General features: G+C 36.1%; 15 protein-coding genes. 14 read left to right on the top strand and 1 reads right to left on the bottom strand.

Annotated elements, in window-relative coordinates; genetic code table 11:
- Positions 1-150 precede the first annotated feature (150 nt).
- From BHE19_RS18100 to BHE19_RS18080, 5 genes are all read left to right on the top strand, one after another.
- Entirely contained in the window at positions 151-1,536 is a 1,386-nt protein-coding gene (locus tag BHE19_RS18100; RefSeq protein WP_070908252.1) for a TolC family protein, read from the top strand.
- 12 nt (positions 1,537-1,548) lie between these two features.
- Positions 1,549-4,839: an efflux RND transporter permease subunit gene (locus BHE19_RS18095; protein WP_070908251.1), complete on the top strand. Its 3,291-nt coding sequence runs from the start codon at positions 1,549-1,551 to the stop codon at positions 4,837-4,839.
- Between the two features lie 132 nt (positions 4,840-4,971).
- Positions 4,972-6,057: an efflux RND transporter periplasmic adaptor subunit gene (locus BHE19_RS18090; protein ID WP_070908250.1), complete on the top strand. Its 1,086-nt coding sequence runs from the start codon at positions 4,972-4,974 to the stop codon at positions 6,055-6,057.
- A gap of 256 nt (positions 6,058-6,313) precedes the next feature.
- The gene (locus tag BHE19_RS18085; RefSeq protein ID WP_070908249.1) at positions 6,314-8,446 is read left to right on the top strand and encodes an ATP-dependent nuclease; all 2,133 of its coding nucleotides are present in this window, start codon (positions 6,314-6,316) and stop codon (positions 8,444-8,446) included.
- A 3-nt stretch (positions 8,447-8,449) separates the two neighbouring features.
- A complete protein-coding gene (locus BHE19_RS18080) occupies positions 8,450-10,243 on the top strand; it encodes a UvrD-helicase domain-containing protein (protein WP_070908248.1) in 1,794 nt (597 codons plus the stop codon).
- Between the two features lie 82 nt (positions 10,244-10,325).
- On the opposite strand, the gene BHE19_RS18075 is transcribed toward BHE19_RS18080, so the two are convergent.
- Complete coding sequence (locus BHE19_RS18075) at positions 10,326-10,556, bottom strand: hypothetical protein (RefSeq protein ID WP_070908247.1); 231 nt, start codon at positions 10,554-10,556, stop codon at positions 10,326-10,328.
- 648 nt (positions 10,557-11,204) lie between these two features.
- On the opposite strand from BHE19_RS18075, the gene BHE19_RS18070 reads away from it, so the two are divergent.
- From BHE19_RS18070 to BHE19_RS18030, 9 genes are all read left to right on the top strand, one after another.
- Positions 11,205-11,525, top strand: a complete 321-nt coding sequence (locus tag BHE19_RS18070; protein WP_070908246.1) for an ArsR/SmtB family transcription factor — start codon at positions 11,205-11,207, stop codon at positions 11,523-11,525.
- A complete protein-coding gene (locus BHE19_RS18065) occupies positions 11,522-12,019 on the top strand; it encodes an SRPBCC family protein (protein ID WP_070908245.1) in 498 nt (165 codons plus the stop codon). Before BHE19_RS18070 ends, BHE19_RS18065 begins: the two co-directional genes overlap by 4 nt.
- A gap of 302 nt (positions 12,020-12,321) precedes the next feature.
- Positions 12,322-13,116, top strand: coding sequence for a helix-turn-helix domain-containing protein (locus tag BHE19_RS18060; protein ID WP_070908244.1), 795 nt, complete (start codon positions 12,322-12,324; stop codon positions 13,114-13,116).
- 127 nt (positions 13,117-13,243) lie between these two features.
- Positions 13,244-13,675 carry a MauE/DoxX family redox-associated membrane protein gene (locus BHE19_RS18055; protein WP_070908243.1) on the top strand — a complete coding sequence of 144 codons (432 nt, stop codon included), beginning with the start codon at positions 13,244-13,246 and terminating at the stop codon, positions 13,673-13,675.
- Positions 13,676-13,687: 12 nt separating this feature from the next.
- The gene (locus BHE19_RS18050) at positions 13,688-14,032 is read left to right on the top strand and encodes a cupin domain-containing protein (protein ID WP_070908242.1); all 345 of its coding nucleotides are present in this window, start codon (positions 13,688-13,690) and stop codon (positions 14,030-14,032) included.
- Between the two features lie 192 nt (positions 14,033-14,224).
- Positions 14,225-15,148 carry a bifunctional helix-turn-helix transcriptional regulator/GNAT family N-acetyltransferase gene (locus BHE19_RS18045; protein WP_070908241.1) on the top strand — a complete coding sequence of 308 codons (924 nt, stop codon included), beginning with the start codon at positions 14,225-14,227 and terminating at the stop codon, positions 15,146-15,148.
- 367 nt (positions 15,149-15,515) lie between these two features.
- Positions 15,516-16,109 (top strand): TetR/AcrR family transcriptional regulator, encoded by a 594-nt coding sequence (locus tag BHE19_RS18040; RefSeq protein ID WP_017495582.1) that lies wholly within the window; start codon positions 15,516-15,518, stop codon positions 16,107-16,109.
- Positions 16,110-16,348: 239 nt separating this feature from the next.
- Entirely contained in the window at positions 16,349-17,560 is a 1,212-nt protein-coding gene (locus BHE19_RS18035; protein ID WP_083342588.1) for an efflux RND transporter periplasmic adaptor subunit, read from the top strand.
- A gap of 11 nt (positions 17,561-17,571) precedes the next feature.
- Positions 17,572-20,739, top strand: a complete 3,168-nt coding sequence (locus BHE19_RS18030) for an efflux RND transporter permease subunit (protein ID WP_070908240.1) — start codon at positions 17,572-17,574, stop codon at positions 20,737-20,739.
- Positions 20,740-20,848 lie beyond the last annotated feature (109 nt).

Raw genomic sequence — 20,848 nt, 5'->3', positions numbered from 1 at the left:
GTTTACAAATTAACCACATTTTTTTAGTTTTTATTTCCAATAAATGACCAATTGAATTGGTCATTTATAATCGCATTACATCATTTAAGAAAGCTTTTATCCGACCAAGTGAAATAATTTTGAGAGATCAAATTCACACCACTAATTTATATGTACTTCAAAAAAATTACTTTATTAGTTTTCTTGATTTTTGCCTGTGGTAGTTCTGCTCAAACCCTGTCTTTAAAAGAAGCCATAAAAACAGGTTTGGAAAACTACGGTTCCATCAAGGCAAAAAACAATTACACCAATGCGTCACGCGAAAGTCTTAAGCAGTCTAAACGTGATTACCTGCCCAACCTAAACTTATCGGCACAACAGGATTACGGAACTGTAAACGGTCAAAACGGACCTCTTTATGGTTTTGGGGGGCTTGGAGTAGCTTCGTCCGGGCTTCCATTACCGGAACAAAACTGGAATTCGGCATTTGGCGCACTTTATCTGGTCAACATGAACTGGGATTTTTTCACTTTCGGAAAAACACAGGAAAAAATCAATTTATCTAAAATTGATGTTCAGGCTAAAGAAAAGGATCTGAAACAGGAAAAATTCCAACAGGAAATCAAAATTTCTGCTGCTTATCTGAATTTACTCGCAAGTCAGAGACTGTTGATTTCACAGCAAAAAAATCTGGATCGCGCTCAGGTTTTCAAAAAAACAGCCGTAGCAAGAGTTAAAAACGGATTATTAGCCGGAGTCGATTCTACTTTAGCCACTGCCGAAGTATCAAAAGCTAAAATCGCACTGAATCTGGCCAAAAACTTTGTCAAAGAACAAAACAACAAATTGGTCGATCTCATGGGCGTTGCTCCTCAGGATTTTGTAACCGATTCCCTTTTTGTCACTCAGATTCCAAAAGAACTGCTTAAGGAAAATACTGCAACAGACAGTCTTCATCCTTTATTACAATTGTATAAAACAAAAATCGATTACAGCAATCAGCAGGTCAAACTGTACAAAAGATTCTATTATCCAACCATGACTGCTTTTGGTGTTTTGCAAACCAGAGCTTCAGGATTTGACAGTAGTTATGCCACGAATCAGCATGCCTTTACCCGAAATTACTGGGATGGTGTCAATCCGGATCGCACCAATTATTTAGTTGGAATTGGAATTACATGGAATTTAACGACTCCTTTTCGTTCCAACAAGCAAGTCACTGCTCAGAAATTTGTTTCTCAGGGACTACAGGAAGAATACAACCAAGCCGATCGTGAACTAAAATCGCAGTTGAATTTTGCTGAAGATAAAATCAAAATCACTTTAGAGAATTATGCCGAAGCACCGATTCAGGTCGAGGCTGCCAAAAGAGCCTACCTTCAGAAATCGACTTTATACAAAAACGGCTTAACCGATCTGACTGATTTAACGCAGACCATGTACGTTTTAAATCGTGCCGAAATCGATCGTGATATTGTCAATAATAATGTGTGGCAGTCGTACTTACTGAAAGTCGCTGCAACAGGAAATTTTGACCTATTTATAAATGAATTTTAATTATAAAGCCCAATGAATTTAATACGTTTTGCACTCCGCAAGCCCATCTCTATTCTCGTATTGGTTGCGGGTCTCTTTTTCTTCGGAATTGGTGCCATCAGAGACATTAAGGTTGATATTTTACCGAAAATGAATTTGCCGGTTATCTATATTGCGCATCCGTTTGGAGGTTATACACCCGACCAGATGGAAGCTTATTTTGCTAAAAACTACGTAAACGTTTTACCTTTTTCGAATGGTATCAAATCGGTAGAAACCAAAAATATTCAGGGGTTAATGATTATGAAATTAACCTATTATGAAGGAACCAATATGGCACAGGCCGCTGCCGAATTGAGTGCACTATCCAACAGAATCCAGGCGGTTTTTCCTCCGGGAACACAACCTCCTTTTATCATACGTTTTGATGCTTCATCATTGCCAATCGGACAATTGGTATTAAGTTCAAAAATCAGATCCAATAACGAATTACAGGATTTAGCCAACGTTTATGTTCGTGCTTCTTTTACTTCGATTCCCGGTTTATTGTCTCCGGCTCCTTTTGGCGGAAGCCCAAGAACTATTGAGGTTAACGTAGACCCGGATCTATTGCGTTCGCACAATATGACGCCCGATCAAATTGTCGAGGCGATTCGTTTGAACAATCAGACGGCTCCTTCCGGAAACGTGAGAATGGGCGACAAAAATTATATTACGCCCACCAATAATACCATCAAAGAAGTTAAAGATTTTGAGCAGATTCCGTTATTCAAAGGCGGTGTTCAAAACTTAAAATTAGGCGATGTGGCAAGCGTAAAAGACGGTGCCGATATTACAGCGGGTTACGCTTTGGTAAACGGAAAACGTTCGGTTTATATCAGTATTGCTAAAGCGGGAGATGCTTCGACCTGGGATGTAGTTCAGAAATTAAAAAAAGAGCTCCCTAAAATTCAGAGTACACTTCCGGAAGATGTTAATTTATCTTACGAATTTGATCAGTCAGTTTATGTAATCAACTCCGTTAAAAGTTTGATTACTGAAGGAATTATCGGTGCAGTTTTAACGGGATTAATGGTAATGCTCTTCCTGGGCGACCGTCGTGCTGCTCTAATCGTAATTATGACCATTCCAATTTCGATTATTTCCGGAGTTTTATTCCTGAAATTATTCGGACAAACGATCAACTTAATGTCTTTGAGCGGACTAGCGCTTGCCATTGGAATTCTGGTAGACGAAAGTACGGTAACCATCGAAAACATTCACCAGCATCTCGACATGGGAAAACCCAAGGCACTCGCCATTTGGGATGCCTGTCAGGAAATTGCTTTGCCTAAATTACTGATCTTACTGTGTATACTAGCCGTATTTGCACCGGCATTTACCATGGTGGGGATTCCCGGAGCCTTGTTTCTGCCTTTAGCCTTAGCAATTGGTTTCTCTATGGTCATTTCGTTTTTATTGTCTCAAACCTTTGTGCCGGTAATGGCGAACTGGATGATGAAAGGACACGAAAAACATCCGCATGGCCCTGAAATTACCGACGACGAAGCCGAATTTAATGACTGCGGTTTAACTCCCGAATCAGAACAAAATCTGATCACTCAGAAAAAAAGTTATGTAGAAAGAGAAGACACTAATAATAACGGAAAAATAAGTCCTTTTGAGCGTTTCAGAATTCGTTTCATGCGAACTTTAGACCGATTGTTTGTGCACAAAAAAATAACGACCGTTGTTTATTTAGTTTCAGCGACTGTTTTGGCTATTGTTTTAATTGGTTTTATCGGAAAAGATGTTTTTCCAAAAACAAACTCAAGTCAGTTTCAATTAAGAATGCGTGCTGTTGACGGAACGCGATTGGAAAGAACCGAAGAACAAGCCCGAATTGTACTGAAAGAATTGGAAAAAATGGTCGGTAAAGAGCATATCGGAATTTCTTCTGTTTATGTGGGACAACACCCTTCCCTGTTCTCGATCAATCCCATTTATCTTTTTATGGCGGGTTCTCATGAAGCTGTGTTTCAGGTAAGTTTAAAAGAGTATCATGTGGATATGGATGAGTTTAAAGATGAGTTAAGAGCAAGACTGAAAAAAGTTTTACCGGACACTAAACTTTCTTTTGAACCTATCGAATTGACCGATAAAGTATTGAGTCAGGGGTCTCCTACTCCAATTGAAATTCGAATTGCCGGAAAAGACAAAAAACGAAATGAATTATATGCCACTCAGATTGTAAACAAATTAAACGCGATCTCTTATTTCAGAGACGTACAAATTGGTCAGCCAATACACTATCCGGCTATGAACATTAATATTGACAGAACACGTGCCGCCGAATTGGGCGTTGATATGAATGATATTTCACGTTCTCTTATCGCATCAACTTCATCGTCACGTTATACTGAAAAAAACAACTGGGTCGACGAAAAAGCAGGATTATCCTATTCTGTACAAGTTCAGGTTCCGTTGAATAAAATGAAAAGCAAAACCGATATTGGAGAAATTCCGGTATTGAAAAACTCGCTTCGTCCGGTTTTAAGCGACGTTGCCAAAATTACACCCGGCTTTGTAAGTGGTGAAAATGACAATTTAGGGGCCATGCCATACATTACCGTTACGGCCAACATCAACCAGACCGATTTGGGGACGGCCACAAAAGATGTTGCATCGACCATTAGTTCATTAGGCGAATTGCCTCGTGGTTTATTTATTACTCCAATTGGACTAAGCACGGTATTGAGCGAGACATTAAGCAGTTTACAGACCGGATTATTGGTTGCCGTTTTTGTAATCTTCTTAATGTTGGCCGCTAATTTTCAGTCGTTCAAAGTTTCGCTAGTGATCTTAACCACAGTTCCGGCGGTTGTTTTAGGCGCTTTATTAATGCTGACCTTTACAGGTTCAACGCTTAATTTACAATCTTATATGGGAATCATCATGTCTGTCGGAGTTTCTATTGCCAATGCCGTTTTATTGGTGACCAATGCCGAACAGCTTCGAAAAATAAACGGGAATGCCTTAGAATCTGCGAGAGAAGCCGCTGCACTGCGTCTTCGTCCGATTATCATGACATCGGTTGCGATGATTGCAGGAATGCTCCCAATGGCGATTGGTCACGGCGAAGGAGGTGATCAGGTTTCTCCGTTAGGAAGAGCGGTTATCGGCGGATTATTATTTTCTACTTTTGCCGTATTGTTGATCCTTCCACAGATATTTGCATGGGCACAAGAAAAAACATCGACACAATCCGTTTCTTTAGATCCTGAAGACGAAGAAAGTATCCATTATATCTCATCCTTAAGCAAGTCTAAAGTTGGAAAGTCATAAAGTGATAAAGTCGTAAAGCCGAAAGTCATAAAGTCGAAAGTCATAAAGTCGAAAGTTACGATCGTCGCGAAAACACTTCGATAAACTTTTATACTTTCTGAATACTTATAAAAACATATATAAAACCAAAAAATGAAAAATAACATTATAAAATCTACAGCGATACTATTTACAGCTTTAGTTGTACTAAGCTGTGAAAAGAAAAAAGAAGAAGCACCCAAAGCGGAAATCGAACCTAAAGTAGAAACTTTCCTTTTGGCCAAAGAAAAACTGACTACAGAATTGCGTTTACCGGCTGAATTAACCGGTTTTCAACAAGTAGATTTGTATGCCAAAGTGAGCAGTTTTGTAAAATTGCTGAAAGTAGATATTGGTTCGAAAGTAAAAAAAGGACAGCTTTTAATTGTTCTTGAAGCACCTGAGATCAGTTCGCAATTGGCTGCTGCCGAATCGAGATTAAAATCGATGGAAGCCATATACGCGACCAGTAAAAGTACCTACAACCGTTTGTACGAAACGAGCAAAGTCGAAGGAACCATTTCTAAAAACGACTTAGAAATGGCCAGCGGAAAGAAAAACTCAGACTACGCGCAATATCAGGCAGCCATCGCGGCACACAAAGAAATCTCGATTATGAAAGGGTACTTAGAAATCCGTGCGCCTTTTGACGGAGTGGTAGCTGCCAGAAATGTCAATTTAGGAACCTTTGTAGGTCCTGCCGGAAAAGGTTCTGATTTGCCCTTGTTAACCATTCAGCAACAGGACAAATTGCGTTTGGCCGTTTCGGTACCGGAATTGTACACCGGATATTTACACAATGGCGACGAAATGAGTTTCAATGTAAAATCGCTTCCGGACACTTTTAGCGCTAAAATTACCAGAATGTCCGGCGCTTTAGATTTAAAACTGCGTTCTGAAAGAGTCGAAATGGACGTTCACAACACCCAAACCAATCTATTACCCGGAATGGTAGCCGAAGTATTATTACCGCTTAACGCCAAAGACAGCACGTTTGTCATTCCGAAATCGGCATTGGTAAATTCAGCCGAAGGTTTGTTTGTCATCAAAGTCCTGAACCACAAAGCCACCCGCATTGACGTTAAAAAAGGAAGAGAAATCGATGACAAAGTTGAAGTTTTCGGAGATTTAAACCTAAAAGATAAACTGGTAAAAATCGCCAGCGAAGAAACTAAAGATGGGGATGTTATAAACGAGTAACCTGCGTTTAGTCTTTATTTTAGTGATTAACAATTACTGTACGCATTTTTAGGAATATAAATTTAAAAATTTGTTTAAAAACAGCTCTCATTAATTTGGGGCTGTTTTTTTGTTTTAATAAAACAGGTAAAACTACTTGCTTCTTTTATTTAATTTATTTCTAAAATTGTTTTACAGAAATTTGTAATAGTACGGTTTTCCATAGTTTTATTTATTTACCATACTTTAAATTTAAAAAAATATAAATTTAAAAATTATGCATATATCAAAAGTCTCATTAGTAAATTATAGAAATTTCGCAAATGCAAATTTCAAATTCAATAAAGGAATAAACACAATTATTGGAGAAAACGGTTGTGGAAAAACGAACTTATTTAGAGCAATGAGACTACTTTTAGAAGATGCCTCATATCAATTCGCTTACAAACTAAGTGAAGCCGATTTCAATAGAAGTATTGGTGATTGGAGAGGGCATTGGATTATAATTAGTATTGAATTTGATGAGATTAGTTCTGATGAAGCTATACAGGCATTATTTATTCATGGTACTGGAGAAATTGTTGTAGACAATGTTAAAAAAGCAACTTATAATTTATTTTTTAGGCCTAAAGCTGATATTAGACAAAAATTATCAGAGCTTAAGGAAGGCGATAAGGAAGGCCTGGAAATATTATTAAAAACAATTTCAGTAACTGAAAACTATGAAACTTTTTTTACAGGAAAAAGTACTGTTGATTTTACAGATAAAGACGTTTATAAAGATTTGGTTGGAGATTTTGAAAATGTGAAATTCAATTCTACTATTGATGCTTCTAAATATGGGATTAAAATTCCTCATCAGTTATCTGTTGCAAAAGAAATCTCTTTTACTTTTATTCAAGCATTACGAGATGTCGTATCTGATTTCCATAATAATAGAACGAATCCATTATTAACTTTATTAAAAAGCAAAAGTGGAGAAATTAAAGACTCTGATTTTGAACCAATTAGCCAACTTGTAAAGGAATTAAACACTGGCATTGAGACTCTACCAGATGTCCAAACAATCAGATCTGACATCAAAGAAACAATTAAAGATGCGGTTGGAGAAACTTATTCCCCATCCTCTATTTCTATAAAATCAAGTTTATCTGAAGAAGCAGATAAACTTTTACAATCTTTAAAATTATTTATTGGCGAACCAGGAGAAGATTATGAAGGAGGTATTCATGAACTAAGTTTGGGAGGAGCGAATTTAATATTCCTCACTTTAAAATTATTAGAATACAAATATCAAAAGTCAAAAGAAACATTTGCTAATTTCTTAATTATAGAAGAACCAGAAGCACATATTCACACACATATTCAAAAAACGCTTTTTGATAAACTAGATTATGGAGATACTCAGATTATTTATTCAACTCATTCAACTCATATTTCCGAAGTAAGTAATGTTAGTAACATTAACATTTTAGCAAAAAAAAGAAATTATGCTGAAGTTTATCAACCCTCCAATGGTCTTTTGCCTGATAACATTAATAAATTAGAAAGATATTTAGATGCCGTCAGAAGTAATCTACTTTTTGCTAAAGGTGTAATTTTAATTGAAGGAGATGCTGAAGAAATTCTTATTCCTTTAATGGTTAAAAAAGTTTTTGGAATAAGTTTAGATGAACTAGGTATTAGTTTAATCAACATTCGAAGTACGGGATTTCAAAATGTAGCTCAACTATTTCACAATGATAGACTGAAGAGAAAATGTAGCATTTTAACAGATTTAGATACTGCGATAATTGACACTAAAATATTAGACACTGATTCAAAAACATTAAAATCTTATAAACAAAAAATTGAAAAATCAAATAAAGCTGGAATTGAACGAAAAGTAATATTAGATGATTTTATAAAAGATAATGATTTAGTCAGAGTATTTTATGCTGACTATACATTTGAAGTCGATTTTATAAAAGCAGGAAATACACCTGAAGCAAAAGGAACTATTAAGGAGGTATATGTTGATATTCCAACTAGAAAATTAGCAAAAGTAGAACTAGATTCTGATGAAGTTGGTATATATGGCAAACGTATTCTGAGAATGGCTAAACAAGAAGGCAAAGGTTGGTTTGCAATTTTGTTAGGGAAATATATTAATGAATATGTAATTATACCAACTTATATAATCGATGCAATTATATTTGCAAAATCTACTTTTACAGAAGCATTAATTGCTAATTTAATAAAATACAGAATAAAAATTAATATACGAGATGATGAAAATTTAGATTTTTCAGTCGTTAACAAAACTCTTCTAAATTTCGGGGAAGGAAAAGCTACTTTAGCTGACTTGACAAATGATCTAGTCAAAGTTATTCCAGATGATCAAATAATTTACATCTTAAAAAAATTATAAATTATGTTTACTTGGAACGAAGGAGATTTAAATAAAGAGCAAGAAGATGCTATTTATGAAAAAAATAGTATCATACTTATAGCTTGTCCAGGAAGTGGAAAAACTAGAACATTAACTTATAAAATCGCATATGAACTTTCACGATTAGAGTCAGAAAAACAATATATTATAGCAATTACATATACGAATGCGGCTGCCGATGAAATAAAAGAAAGAGTTGAACTTTTAGGCGTTAATATAAACCAACTTTGGATTGGTACAATTCACTCTTTTTGCTTAGAATGGATATTACGACCATATTCATTATATATAAATGAATTAAAAGAAGGATTTCGCATCTTAAATTCTCATGAATCTGAAGAAATAATTTCTACTTTGTGTGTACCATATAAAAAACAAAAAATCACTCATTATCAATGCAATTATATTGCTAAAAAAGGACAATTTATTCCAACTTCATGTACCCAAGCACAAAAAACTATTGTCAACTCTATACTTAATGACTACTTTAAAATACTAAGGAAAAATAAACAGATTGATTTTGAGCAAATTTTGTTTTATTCTGATAGGCTATTAAAAGAAAAGAAAATTATTAGTAGTATTTTATCAAAAATATTTCCATTCATTCTAATTGATGAATATCAAGATACGAAAGAAATTCAATATGATATTGTTTCTTCTATTTTATCTGCTAATAAAGGAAATTCAAAAGTTTTAATAGTTGGAGATCCAAATCAATCCATCTACGAATCACTAGGAGGTTTTGCCATGTCAAAAAATGATTTAGAAGATTTATTGAATTTTCCTCTTGTTAAATATTCTCTTTCACAGAATTATAGGTCTTCAACTAGAATTATTAATTATTTTGACTATTACAAAACATTTGATAACCAAATTATTCCTTCAGGAGAAGATAAAGAATATAAAAGTGTAATAACATTCAATCCAACAATTGGAAAAGAAAATATAGTTAATGAAATAGTTAGGCTTATACTCTTTAATATAAATGAAAAAGGTGTTTCTCCAAATGAAATATGTATTGTTGCTCCACAATGGATTCATCTTGCAAGCTTATCTAGAAATTTAATGATTAAACTACCCGATTATAGTTTTGATGGCCCGGGATTAGCGCCTTTTTCACGCGATATAGACAACTTTTGGTACAAACTCTCCAAAATTGTTCTTACGGAACCTTCCCCTAATTTGTACGTAAGAAGGCTTCGATGGAGTAAAGAAATATTGGAAAATTTTTATAATGCTGGAGCTGATATATCAATTTCAAATAAAAACTTCTTAAAGCTATGTAATTCCATTTCTTTTGATGAGGAGAATGGATTAGAATATTTAAAATTAGCATTTGCAGAAATTTGTAGCGTATTAAAGGTCGAAATAAAACTTTTCTTAACATTACAAGAACATTATGATTCTTTTTTTAATAGTTCAGCAAAACGAATAGAGAGATTAATAAATGACGGAAATGAATTTATTGGTAGCATTGAAAATTTCAGAAAAGTTTTCAAACAGCGTGAAGGCATAACAGTTTCGACAATTCATGGAGTAAAAGGTGAAGAATATGATACAATGATTGGATTTGCTCTTTTGAATGACTATGTTCCTCATTTTACGGATGAAAATGGTCTTATAAATTCGAAGAAAATGCTTTATGTATTAGCTTCAAGAGCTAGAAAGAATTTACATCTAATTTCTGAAAGAGGAAGGGATGTCCATGATTATTATAGTCCAACTGGAAAGTTACCTACTTCACATTTAACTGAATATGGTTTTAATTATGATTGATTTTATTAAAAAAAATTAAAATAAATTCAAGCCTCGATTTTAAAGTCGAGGCTTTCCATTTTTTAACAAATTCAAAATTCTCTTAATCACACAAATAAGGATTCAAAATCTCCGCCAGTTCATTGAGCCAATAAAAGCTGTTTTCCAGACTGGTTCTTTCTTTCTCCAGAATTTCGTGTTCTCTGATGACTCCTAAAGCCAATATGTGATTGGCTTGTCTTATGGCTTTTGCCATTTCGGTAGGATCGATGGTGTGATTAAAAAAATCAATAAGCCTTGTTTCGGCTTCTTTGGAAAGGGTGTTTGTTTTCATAATTTGAAGAATTTAAGAAAAACCCTCATGCCTTAGTAGTCTTACGCTTCTTCACGGCGTCAAAGCTCTTTCGAAACTTTACTACATAGCACAAGGGCAAATTTTATTTTATCTTAATTGTGAAGATTTAAGAACTTCAAATATAGAGAAAACCACTTAAAAAAGAAAGATTTTTCTTCCAATAAATTACATTCATTTATCAAATATAAGAAATCTATATTTCAGCGAGCATTTATCGCATTTTTGTCATTTGTCACGTCCTGAAAAAAATTACATCTATTTCTTATGAAGTCCCAACGGGACGAAATATTTATACAAAAACAATTCATCCCATTTCAAAAAAAAACTGCGGGGTGAAATCTTATTTAGCAAATGTCGCTCCGCCGGAGCTTTTGGTACGGCACGTTTTATGAATCTAGAAATATTTCATTCCTACGGAATTTTTTCGCAATGTTGTCATTTCGGAAACCTGAAACTTGAAACCTGAAACTTGAAACATTAAAACAACCACCTAAAACACTACCATTATGCTACTTAAAAAACCATTTCCTTGAATTTTATCAAAAATAATTCAACAAAAAATTGCGAAACCGAATAGTTGCGCGTATATTTGCAACCAATTGGTTTCTTAATTAAAATCAGAATAGTATGAGACGTGACATTTTCCAAGCCATAGCCGACCCAACAAGAAGGTCAATTCTAACGCTGATCGCTGTACAGGCAATGACACCAAATGCCATCGCAGAGAACTTCAACGCCTCCCGACAATCGGTTTCAAAACACCTTCGCATACTGGTAGAATGCGATTTACTTAAACAGGAACAGCAAGGCCGGGAAATTTACTATTCGCTTGAAATTGAAAAAATGAAAGAGATTGATCAATGGTTAGTCCAATTCAGGGAAATCTGGGAAACCAAGTTCAATCAGCTTGACGAACTATTAGTAACGCTTAAAAAACAGAACAAATGAAAAACGATTTGCAATTTGATTTTACCGTAGACAAAGCCACCAAAACGGTAATCATAAACCGAGAATTTAATGCAGAGCTTCCGCTGGTTTGGGATGCTTTTACAAAACCAGAACTTCTCGATCAATGGGTAGCTCCAAAACCCTGGTCGTCTAAAACCAAACACATGACGTTTGAAGTTGGCGGACGCAGATTCTACGCCATGGTAAGTCCCGAAGGTCTGGAACGCTGGGCGGTTCAGGAATACACTTCGATTACGCCAAAGACCAATTTTAAGATGTTCAATACTTTTGCAGACCAAAATGAAAACCGCGAACTGCCGGGCTCCAATTGGGATCATAGCTTTAGTGAGCAAAACGGCATTACCAAGGTGAGCATCTCAATTTTCAATGAATCGCTGGAACGTCTGGAAAAAATGATTGAAATGGGTTTCGAACAAGGCTTTAAAATGAGCATCGACAACCTGGAACAATTGCTGAAAACATTATCAGAATAATAATAAAGAAACGCTGATTGCGCGGATTCGTTTCACGAAAACGCAGATTGACACGGATTTTTTTATATTATTTTAGGTAGAAGTTAATTGATACCTTCAAAATATTTCTATCGCAAAAATCCGCGTTGATCCGCGTTTTCGCATGGCGAATCAGTATCATCCGTGTGCTTTGTGCGTTCCAACTACACAGAACAGAAATTCACGCACAGTACCCCAAAATGTAATAACAGAACAAATCTGTATACCCTCTCTGATCAACTTCATGAAATAAATCTTACTTTTGATCAAACACTATCCTCAATATGGTTTCGATAAAAACATTCGATCAGGCGACAGATTTAGAACAGCCCAGACGCGTTTTAAAATATGTACTTGTGTATTGCACTTCGGGTTCGACTGTTATTTCCGTAGATGAAAATGAATTTACCTTAACCGAAAATGCTGTTGTTACCATTACTTCCGGTCAGATTCATTATTTTAAAAACATAGGGAATGCCACGGGATTTGTTTTAGAATTCACCTATGATTTTTTCTGCAAAGATGATACTGATATGGAATTGATTTTCCATAACGGACTTTTTTGTCATTTCGCAATGAATGAAATGATTGTGGTAGACAATAGCCCGTTTGTTATTCAGGAATTAGAAACGATAGGCAAAGAATTACTACAAATGCCCTATCAATACCTCACCTCTATTCACAGCCGAATTGAATTGATATTGATCGAAATCAACCGAACCAAAATTAATCGTGGGGATGAAATCTACAAACCCGATGCACTGTTTCTTCACTTTCTGGAAGCTATTTTACAAAACTTCGACAAGAATCTTTCTGTAAACGAAATCGCAGCGCTGATCGGTACAACAGAATCGAAACTAAACGAACTTTCGAAACTGCATACCAATAAAACGGCTCAAAATGTAATTTTCGGATTGATCATTTCCGAAGCCAAACGCCTTTTTACTTATGAGAAACTATCGGTAAAAGAAGTCGCTTATGCTTTAGGGTTTAATGATCCTTTTTACTTCTCTAATTTCTTCAAAAAACACACCAACACTTCCCCAAAAGCCTATAAAGAAAATACTGCACATTCGTAATTTCACCCAATTCATCGTTTTTAACGTTTGCTTTCTCAATTGATTACATGCTTTTTCGAGGATTCTCTATTCTTTAGCAACACTGCCTTCCGCATCTTTGTATTGTAATAATTAAGCAATCAAAAAGATGAAAAAAAATCAGAAATATGCCGTTTTACTTTTGCGAATTGCCTTAGCAGCAGGTTTTTTATCCGCCGTTTCAAGTCGGTTAGGATTGTGGGGAACGCAATCTTCAGGTTGGGAAAACTTTCTGACCTATACCGAACAAGTAAATTCTTTTGTTCCTAAAAACTGGATTCCAACTATTGCTATTGCATCGACTCTTTTGGAAACACTATTGGCTATACTCCTGTTCATTGGCTACCAAACGAAATTTGCGGCTGTTGGCGCTGCCATTTTAACTTTTGGCTTCGCACTTGCCATGACTTATTCTTTTGGAGCAAAAGAGCCTTTAGATTATTCTGTATTTACCTTTTCTATGGCAGCTTTTCTTTTGTCTACTGTAGAAAAATACCACTGGAGTTTAGATGAAATCCTTTCGAAAAATAAAACAAACTAAAAAATTACTATAATGGAAAAACAAATCACAAGAAGCAGCGAAAAAGACTGGAAAGTTCTAATTGAAGAAGGTGTAAAAACGGATGGTATCTTTTCCAAGTCCTTATACGTTGATCCCACTACAAACAGACCCACTGTTTTTTTACTAAAATTTGAAGCGGGTGCTTCGTATCCTAATCATGTTCATCCTTCGGGAGAAGAAATTTATGTTCTTGAAGGCGAAGTCCGATCCGGAAAAGACGAACTAAAAACTGGTGATTATATGTACATGCCACCGGGAAGCAGTCACTCTGTATTTTCTAAAACCGGTTGTGTGTTACTGTTTAAGGTGCCTGAGGAAGTTGTAATACTTAAATAAATACATTTCACATTTCACATTTTCACATCTTACCTAAAAAAAACTACTTGCAGGATCAGATTTTTAATTCGGTCCTGCAAATTTCTTTTAGCCAATAACAAAAGTCAAAAAAGATAAATAAATCTTAAAATTTACTTTAGCTTTTTGAATATATGTAGTTAACTACGTAAATTTGTATATAAATTATTTTTTATGGTATTAGAGCAATCAAAGTCATTGGTATTGGGGAATCTTTTGCAGCGTTTGAATGAGAACCTGAGGAAAGAGGCACAATTATTCTACAAAAGTCAGAACATCGATTTTGAACCCAAATGGTTTCCGGTGGTGTATGTGCTTTCGCAGAAAAAAGCCATTAGTGTTGTCGAACTCTCACAGGAAATTGGCTACTCCCATCCTACTACTATTTCGTTACTGAAAGAATTGGAGAAAAAAGAACTGATTGGTTCGACGAAAGACGCCAAAGACGAAAGGAAACGCCTGATTACCTTGACTGACAAAGCCAACGAGATGATTGATCAATTACAGCCTTTATGGCAAATTATGACCGAAGCGTTGATTGAACTTACTGATACCGAAAATAATTTGTTTAAAGCCATACACGAAGTAACCCAGAATTTAAAAACTAAAAATCTTTTTGACCGAATGACCACAATTAAAGAAATGAAGAGCGAATCTGCTCAAAAATCAACAGGAAATACTGTAAAAGTTGAAAAGATTGACGACAGCAAATTAATAGAAATTGCTTTTGCTATTCGTCGTCAAGTATTTGTTGAAGAACAAAATGTATCGCAGGAACGCGAATCTATGGATGATGAAGAGGCTGTTCAATATCTCGCTACCGTTAATGGCTTACCGGCCGGAGCGGCACGTTACCGCCAATTGGAAAAGGGTTTTAAAATTGAAAGAATTGCCGTTTTGAATACTTATCGCGGAAAACGAATTGGAGAGGCAATTTTGCAAAAAATCTTAGCGGATTTAAAAGATGAGGAAAAGATCTATTTGTATGCACAAGTCAATGCAAGTCGTTTTTACATCAAAAACGGATTTAAACAAACCGATATTTTTTTCCTGGATGCAGGAATTGAGCATGTTGAAATGGATTATGTGAAGATGTGAGATGTGAGATGTGACAATGAGTGAATGAGAGAATTAGAGAATGTGAAATAAATAAAACTTATAATTCTACAGCCAAAAGCTCCTTTCATAGCCCTAATTGCAGCGGTATCCTTTTTCTGGTCTCGTTTCTTTAACGAGAACAGAAAAAGATTTAGCGAAAAGCAGGACAAATGGTTTTAAAAGTGCCAAAATGTTCTGCTTCTAAAAAAAACTACACTTCAAAATATTCAATAAAATAAAGGCTTCACGAGGTTTTTATTGATTACCTATGACACGATAAGAAAATATTATGATAAAATTATTTCATAATCAGAAAAACCGTCCTACATTTGCCTAACGGTGTTAAACAATTTAATACTCAAATAAAATGGCTAGTAAAGATCGAATTTTAAGACAAAAAGAAGAGACCAGAAATAACATTCTTGGGGCTGCTTATGATATCGTAAAAGAAGAAGGCTGGAATGGTTTGAGTATGCGTAAAATTGCCGACAGAATTGAGTATACTGCTCCAATTATCTACGAATACTTTTCGAATAAAGAAGCGATACTTGAAGAACTAACCGGCAAAGGTTTTTTGAAACTGGCCAAAGAGTTGCAAACTGCAAAAGATAAGTTTGAAAAACCCGAAGATCAGTTAGAAGCCATGTGGATGACCTACTGGGATTTCGCTTTTAGTAATACTGAAATGTACCAATTAATGTTTGGTGTTCAAATGACCTGCTGTGCACAACGATGTTCGGCTCAGGAAGCACCTTACAAATTGTTTACCTCGGTAATTGCTGAAGTTATGAAGGACAGTAATCCAAGTGAAGATATTATCAAACAAAAATATTTTACTTTCTTTTCTGTTATTCATGGTCTGATCGCCATTAATATCATTAACAAAAGTGACATCCTGGAAACCATTAACGCTCAAATCCTGAAAGATGCGATTGGTGGTATCATAAAATCAATACAATAAAAAAAATTTAATTTTCACTTAACAGTGGTAAATGATTTAATAGAGTAATTTTGATTCTCTTTTACCCATTACTTAACAGTGATAAATAATTTAACCAAGTAATAAGTAGCTTATTTTGCTGTTTTACTTAACACTGATAAATAATTTAATACCCATTATGAAATAGAGTTGGAAGCGGAATTCTATGACCTTTTAGGTTTTGCAACTTAACGATGTTAGATAATTTAATATAATTAAACATGAATGCCAGAATACCACATCAATTAATCCAAAAGAATGTTCAACAATTTAAAACCAATAATAAAATGAAAAATGTTATCATAACCAGTTTTATTCTGGCACTCGTACTAAGCAGTTGTGCAGATAAATCGCAAGCCCCGGCAGCTCCTGCTGCACCATTATTACCTGTCGCTGCTATTACAAGCGAAAACACTACTACCGATGCCGAATATCCTGCCTCTATACAAGGTACTGTTGATGTTGAAATTCGTCCTCAGGTAAGCGGAAATCTGGAAAGAGTTTTTGTAGACGAAGGAGCTTATGTCAATAAAGGTCAGACTTTATTCAAAATAAACGAACGTCCATTCCGTGAACAATTAAACAATGCGCTGGCTAATTTACACGCTGCTGAAGCGGCTTTAATCAACGCGCAGTTAGAAGTAGATAAATTAACTCCATTAGTTCAAAATAAAGTAGTTTCGGATTATCAGTTAAAAACAGCCAAGGCTTCTCAAAAAATTGCTGCTGCCAATATCGAACAGGCCAAAGCGATGGTAGGATCAGCCAGAATTAATCTTGGATATACTAATGTTACAGCTCCTGTAAGCGGCTACATTGGAAGACTACCTAAGAAACAAGGAAGTTTAGTTTCGGCAACGGATGTTGAACCTTTAACCAACTTATCTGATGTGCATGAAGTTTTTGCTTATTTCTCATTGGGAGAAACCGATTTCATCAACTTTAAAGCACAATATGCCGGCAGCAGCCTAGGCGATAAAATCAAAAAGTTACCTCCTGTAACTTTGATTTTAGCCGATAATAATGCGTATCCTCAAACCGGAAAAATCGATATGGTAGACGGTCAGTTTGATAAAACAACGGGGGCTATTACGTTAAGAGCTACTTTTCCTAATGCTGGCGGGACTTTACGTTCAGGAAACACCGGAAAAATTCGTTTAGGGCTTCACCATGACGATGCTCTTTTGGTACCACAAGCGGCTACTGTTGAAATGCAGGACAAAGTTTTTGTTTTCACCGTTAACAAAGAAAATAAGGTCAACAAAATGCCGATCACGGTTATTGGTAAAAGCGGCACAAACTATTTGATTAAAGATGGTATCAAATCAGGTGATCAGATTGTATTAAGCGGTATCGATAAACTTCAGGAAGGTCAAGTCATTCAGCCTGAAAAACCGGCGACAAAAGTTGCCCAAGTAATCACTAAAAAATAATTTACACGCAAATGTTCAAAATATTTATACAAAGACCTGTACTGGCAACCGTAATCTCCATTTTATTGGTGATTCTGGGGGTACTTGGACTTACGAAATTGCCTTTACAACAGTTTCCTGATATTGCACCGCCATCGGTTTTGGTAACGGCGGTTTATCCGGGAGCTAATGCCGAAACGGTTTTACGTTCGGTAGCGCCCTCTTTAGAAGAATCTATCAATGGGGTGGAAAACATGACTTACATGAGTTCTACCGCCAGTAACGACGGATCGTTAGCCATTACTGTTTTCTTTAAATTAGGTACCGATGCTGATCAAGCAGCCGTAAACGTACAAAACAGGGTGGCTCAGGCGACCAGTCAATTGCCTGCCGAAGTGGTACAGCAAGGGGTGATCACTGCGAAACAACAAAACAGTTTCATTATGGCCATCGGTATGTACACCGAGGATGAATCGAAATACGATCAGACGTTTGTGGCCAATTATGCCCAAATCAATATTATTCCTGAAATCAAACGTATTCCGGGAGTAGGATCGGCCAGTATTTTTGGAGGAGTAAAAGATTACTCGATGCGTGTTTGGCTGAATCCGACACAAATGTCAACTTACAAAGTGACGCCAAACGAAATCATGAGTGCTATTCAGGACAAAAGTTTGGAAGCTGCTCCGGGTAAATTTGGGGAAAGAAGTACAGAAGTTTTCGAATACGTAATCAAATACAAAGGAAAACTAACCAAACCGGAAGAATATGAAAATATTGCTATTCGCTCTAATGCAGACGGTTCAGTACTTCGCCTAAAAGACGTTGCCCGAGTTGAACTTGGTGCTTATTCGTACAACAGTTTAACGCGTTTGAATGGTAAAAAAGGAGTTGTAATCGGTATTATTCAATTGGCAGGTTCAAACTCCAATGACATTCAGATCGCGATTAACAAACTGATGGAAAAAGCATCGAAAGATTTTCCAAAAGGTATCAAGCAAAATATTTTCTATAGTACCAAAGTATCACTGGATCAATCGATAGAACAGGTAGAACATACTTTAATCGAAGCATTTATATTAGTATTCATCGTAGTATTTATATTCCTGCAAGATTTTAGATCAACATTAATCCCGGCTATTGCTGTACCTGTAGCAATTTTAGGAACGTTCTTCTTCATGCAGTTATTCGGATTTTCGATCAATCTTCTAACACTTTTCGCTTTAATTCTGGCGATTGGTATTGTGGTAGATGATGCAATTGTAGTCGTCGAAGCCGTGCATGCCAAAATGGAGCACAAACATTTGTCTCCAAAAGTAGCCACACATGAAGCAATGCACGAAATAACGGGTGCTATTATCTCGATTACGCTGGTAATGGCTGCTGTATTCCTGCCGGTTGGTTTTATGGAAGGCTCTACGGGAGTTTTCTATCGTCAGTTTGCTTTTACTATGGCGATTGCAATTGTAATTTCGGCTGTGAATGCTTTGACTTTAAGTCCTGCGCTTGCTGCATTGTTCCTGAAAGACAATCACGGTGCACAAGGAAACGAAAATGAAGTTTTTGCTAAAAAAGGATTTAAAGAAAAATTCTTTACGGCATTCAACAGCAGCTTCGAATCTTTGACGAATCGTTACGTGGGCGGAATTAAATTTTTAATTCGCCGCAAATGGTTAAGCTTAGGTGGTCTGGCCTTAATTACAGCAGCAACCATTCTTTTGGTAAAAACGACTCCAACAGGATTTATTCCAACAGAAGATCAGGGATTTATTGCCATTGCGGTAAATACTCCTTCGGGAACTTCTCTTGACGGAACACAAAAAGTAATGACTCAGGCAGAAAATTTACTAAGAGCCGACGAATCATCACGATTTGTAACAGCTATTTCAGGATTCAATTTATTAACGAATTCTACAAGTCCATCAGCAGCCGTTATTTTTGTCTTGCTTAAGCCGGATGAAGAGCGTGGAAAAATCAAAGGAATCGACGAAATAATGGCCGATGTACAAGGGAAATTAGGAACTATTAGCGGTGGAAGTTTCTTCGTCTTTAGTTTCCCAACTGTTCCCGGATTTAGTAACGTTGAAGCTTTAGATTTAGTGTTACAGGATAAAACCGGAGGTAAACTGGATAAGTTTAGCGGTGTTTCTCAAAGCTTTATCGGAGAATTGATGAAACGTCCGGAGATTGCAATGGCCTTTACAAGTTTTAAAGCCGATTATCCGCAGTTGCAACTGGATATTAATGACGAAAAAGCCAATCAGCTGGGGGTAAATGTAAAAGACATTTTACAAACGATGCAGACTTATTTTGGTAGCGCACAGGCTTCTGACTTTAACCGATTTGGTAAATATTACAGAGTGGTTGTTCAGGCAGATATTGCCGACAGAGCTGATCCATCTTCTATTGACAGGGTTTTTGTGAAAAACAAAACCGGTGAAATGGTTCCTATAAATACTTTGGTGAAACTAAGCCGTATTTATGGTTCTGAAACGGCCTCCAGATATAATTTGTTTAATTCAATTTCGATAAATGCCATTCCGAAACCTGGATTTAGTTCGGGGGATGCCATTAAAGCCATAGAAGAAGTTGCTGCACAACATTTACCTGCAGGTTATAGTTTTGAATTTTCGGGACAAACCCGTGAAGAGATTTCTTCAGGAGGGCAATCCGCAACGATATTCTTACTGTGTTTGATATTCATCTATTTCTTACTTGCTGCACAGTATGAAAGTTACATTTTGCCTTTGGCGGTAATCTTTTCTATCCCTGCAGGTATTTTTGGAGTATTTGTGGCTATTGGTTTCACTGGAATTCAAAACAACATTTATGTACAGGTTGCTCTGGTAATGTTAATCGGACTGCTCGCTAAAAATGCCATTCTGATTGTGGAGTTTGCGGTTCAGAAAAGAAAATCCGGTCAGGCATTAATTCTGGCTTCAATCGACGCAGCAAAACTGCGTTTACGACCAATTATCATGACATCGCTTGCTTTTGTTGTGGGATTAATTCCAATGATGAGTGCCAAAGGACCATCAGCACAAGGTAACCATTCGATTAGTATTGGTGCCGCAGGAGGTATGATTTCAGGGGTAATTCTAGGATTGTTTATCATCCCGGTATTATTCATCATCTTCCAATATTTACAAGAAAAGGTTTCCGGAAAACCGGTAGCCGTAATTCATAACGAAGAAAAATAAAAATGGAAAACTATATCACAACCGTACTCGTAGCCATCATTATTGGCATCGGATACATCTCTTATAAAATTTCAAGAGATCTTGAAAGCAGAAAAGATACTTGTACAGA

The organism is Flavobacterium tructae (genome assembly GCF_001853485.1).
GTDB classification, from domain to species: Bacteria; Bacteroidota; Bacteroidia; order Flavobacteriales; family Flavobacteriaceae; genus Flavobacterium; species Flavobacterium tructae.
Note: the sequence above shows the minus strand (reverse complement) of the source record. Positions and strands in the feature narration are given on the sequence as shown.

Excerpts from the sequence above, each read along its gene's own strand:
- BHE19_RS18080 (WP_070908248.1), top strand. The coding sequence starts at position 8,450 with ATGTTTACTTGGAACGAAGGAGATTTAAATAAAGAGCAAGAAGATGCT.
- BHE19_RS18070 (WP_070908246.1), top strand. The coding sequence starts at position 11,205 with ATGAGACGTGACATTTTCCAAGCCATAGCCGACCCAACAAGAAGGTCA.
- BHE19_RS18035 (WP_083342588.1), top strand. The coding sequence starts at position 16,349 with ATGAATGCCAGAATACCACATCAATTAATCCAAAAGAATGTTCAACAA.
- BHE19_RS18090 (WP_070908250.1), top strand. The coding sequence starts at position 4,972 with ATGAAAAATAACATTATAAAATCTACAGCGATACTATTTACAGCTTTA.
- BHE19_RS18065 (WP_070908245.1), top strand. The coding sequence starts at position 11,522 with ATGAAAAACGATTTGCAATTTGATTTTACCGTAGACAAAGCCACCAAA.
- BHE19_RS18085 (WP_070908249.1), top strand. The coding sequence starts at position 6,314 with ATGCATATATCAAAAGTCTCATTAGTAAATTATAGAAATTTCGCAAAT.
- BHE19_RS18030 (WP_070908240.1), top strand. The coding sequence starts at position 17,572 with ATGTTCAAAATATTTATACAAAGACCTGTACTGGCAACCGTAATCTCC.
- BHE19_RS18055 (WP_070908243.1), top strand. The coding sequence starts at position 13,244 with ATGAAAAAAAATCAGAAATATGCCGTTTTACTTTTGCGAATTGCCTTA.
- BHE19_RS18060 (WP_070908244.1), top strand. The coding sequence starts at position 12,322 with ATGGTTTCGATAAAAACATTCGATCAGGCGACAGATTTAGAACAGCCC.
- BHE19_RS18045 (WP_070908241.1), top strand. The coding sequence starts at position 14,225 with ATGGTATTAGAGCAATCAAAGTCATTGGTATTGGGGAATCTTTTGCAG.
- BHE19_RS18075 (WP_070908247.1), bottom strand. The coding sequence starts at position 10,556 with ATGAAAACAAACACCCTTTCCAAAGAAGCCGAAACAAGGCTTATTGAT.
- BHE19_RS18050 (WP_070908242.1), top strand. The coding sequence starts at position 13,688 with ATGGAAAAACAAATCACAAGAAGCAGCGAAAAAGACTGGAAAGTTCTA.
- BHE19_RS18095 (WP_070908251.1), top strand. The coding sequence starts at position 1,549 with ATGAATTTAATACGTTTTGCACTCCGCAAGCCCATCTCTATTCTCGTA.
- BHE19_RS18100 (WP_070908252.1), top strand. The coding sequence starts at position 151 with ATGTACTTCAAAAAAATTACTTTATTAGTTTTCTTGATTTTTGCCTGT.
- BHE19_RS18040 (WP_017495582.1), top strand. The coding sequence starts at position 15,516 with ATGGCTAGTAAAGATCGAATTTTAAGACAAAAAGAAGAGACCAGAAAT.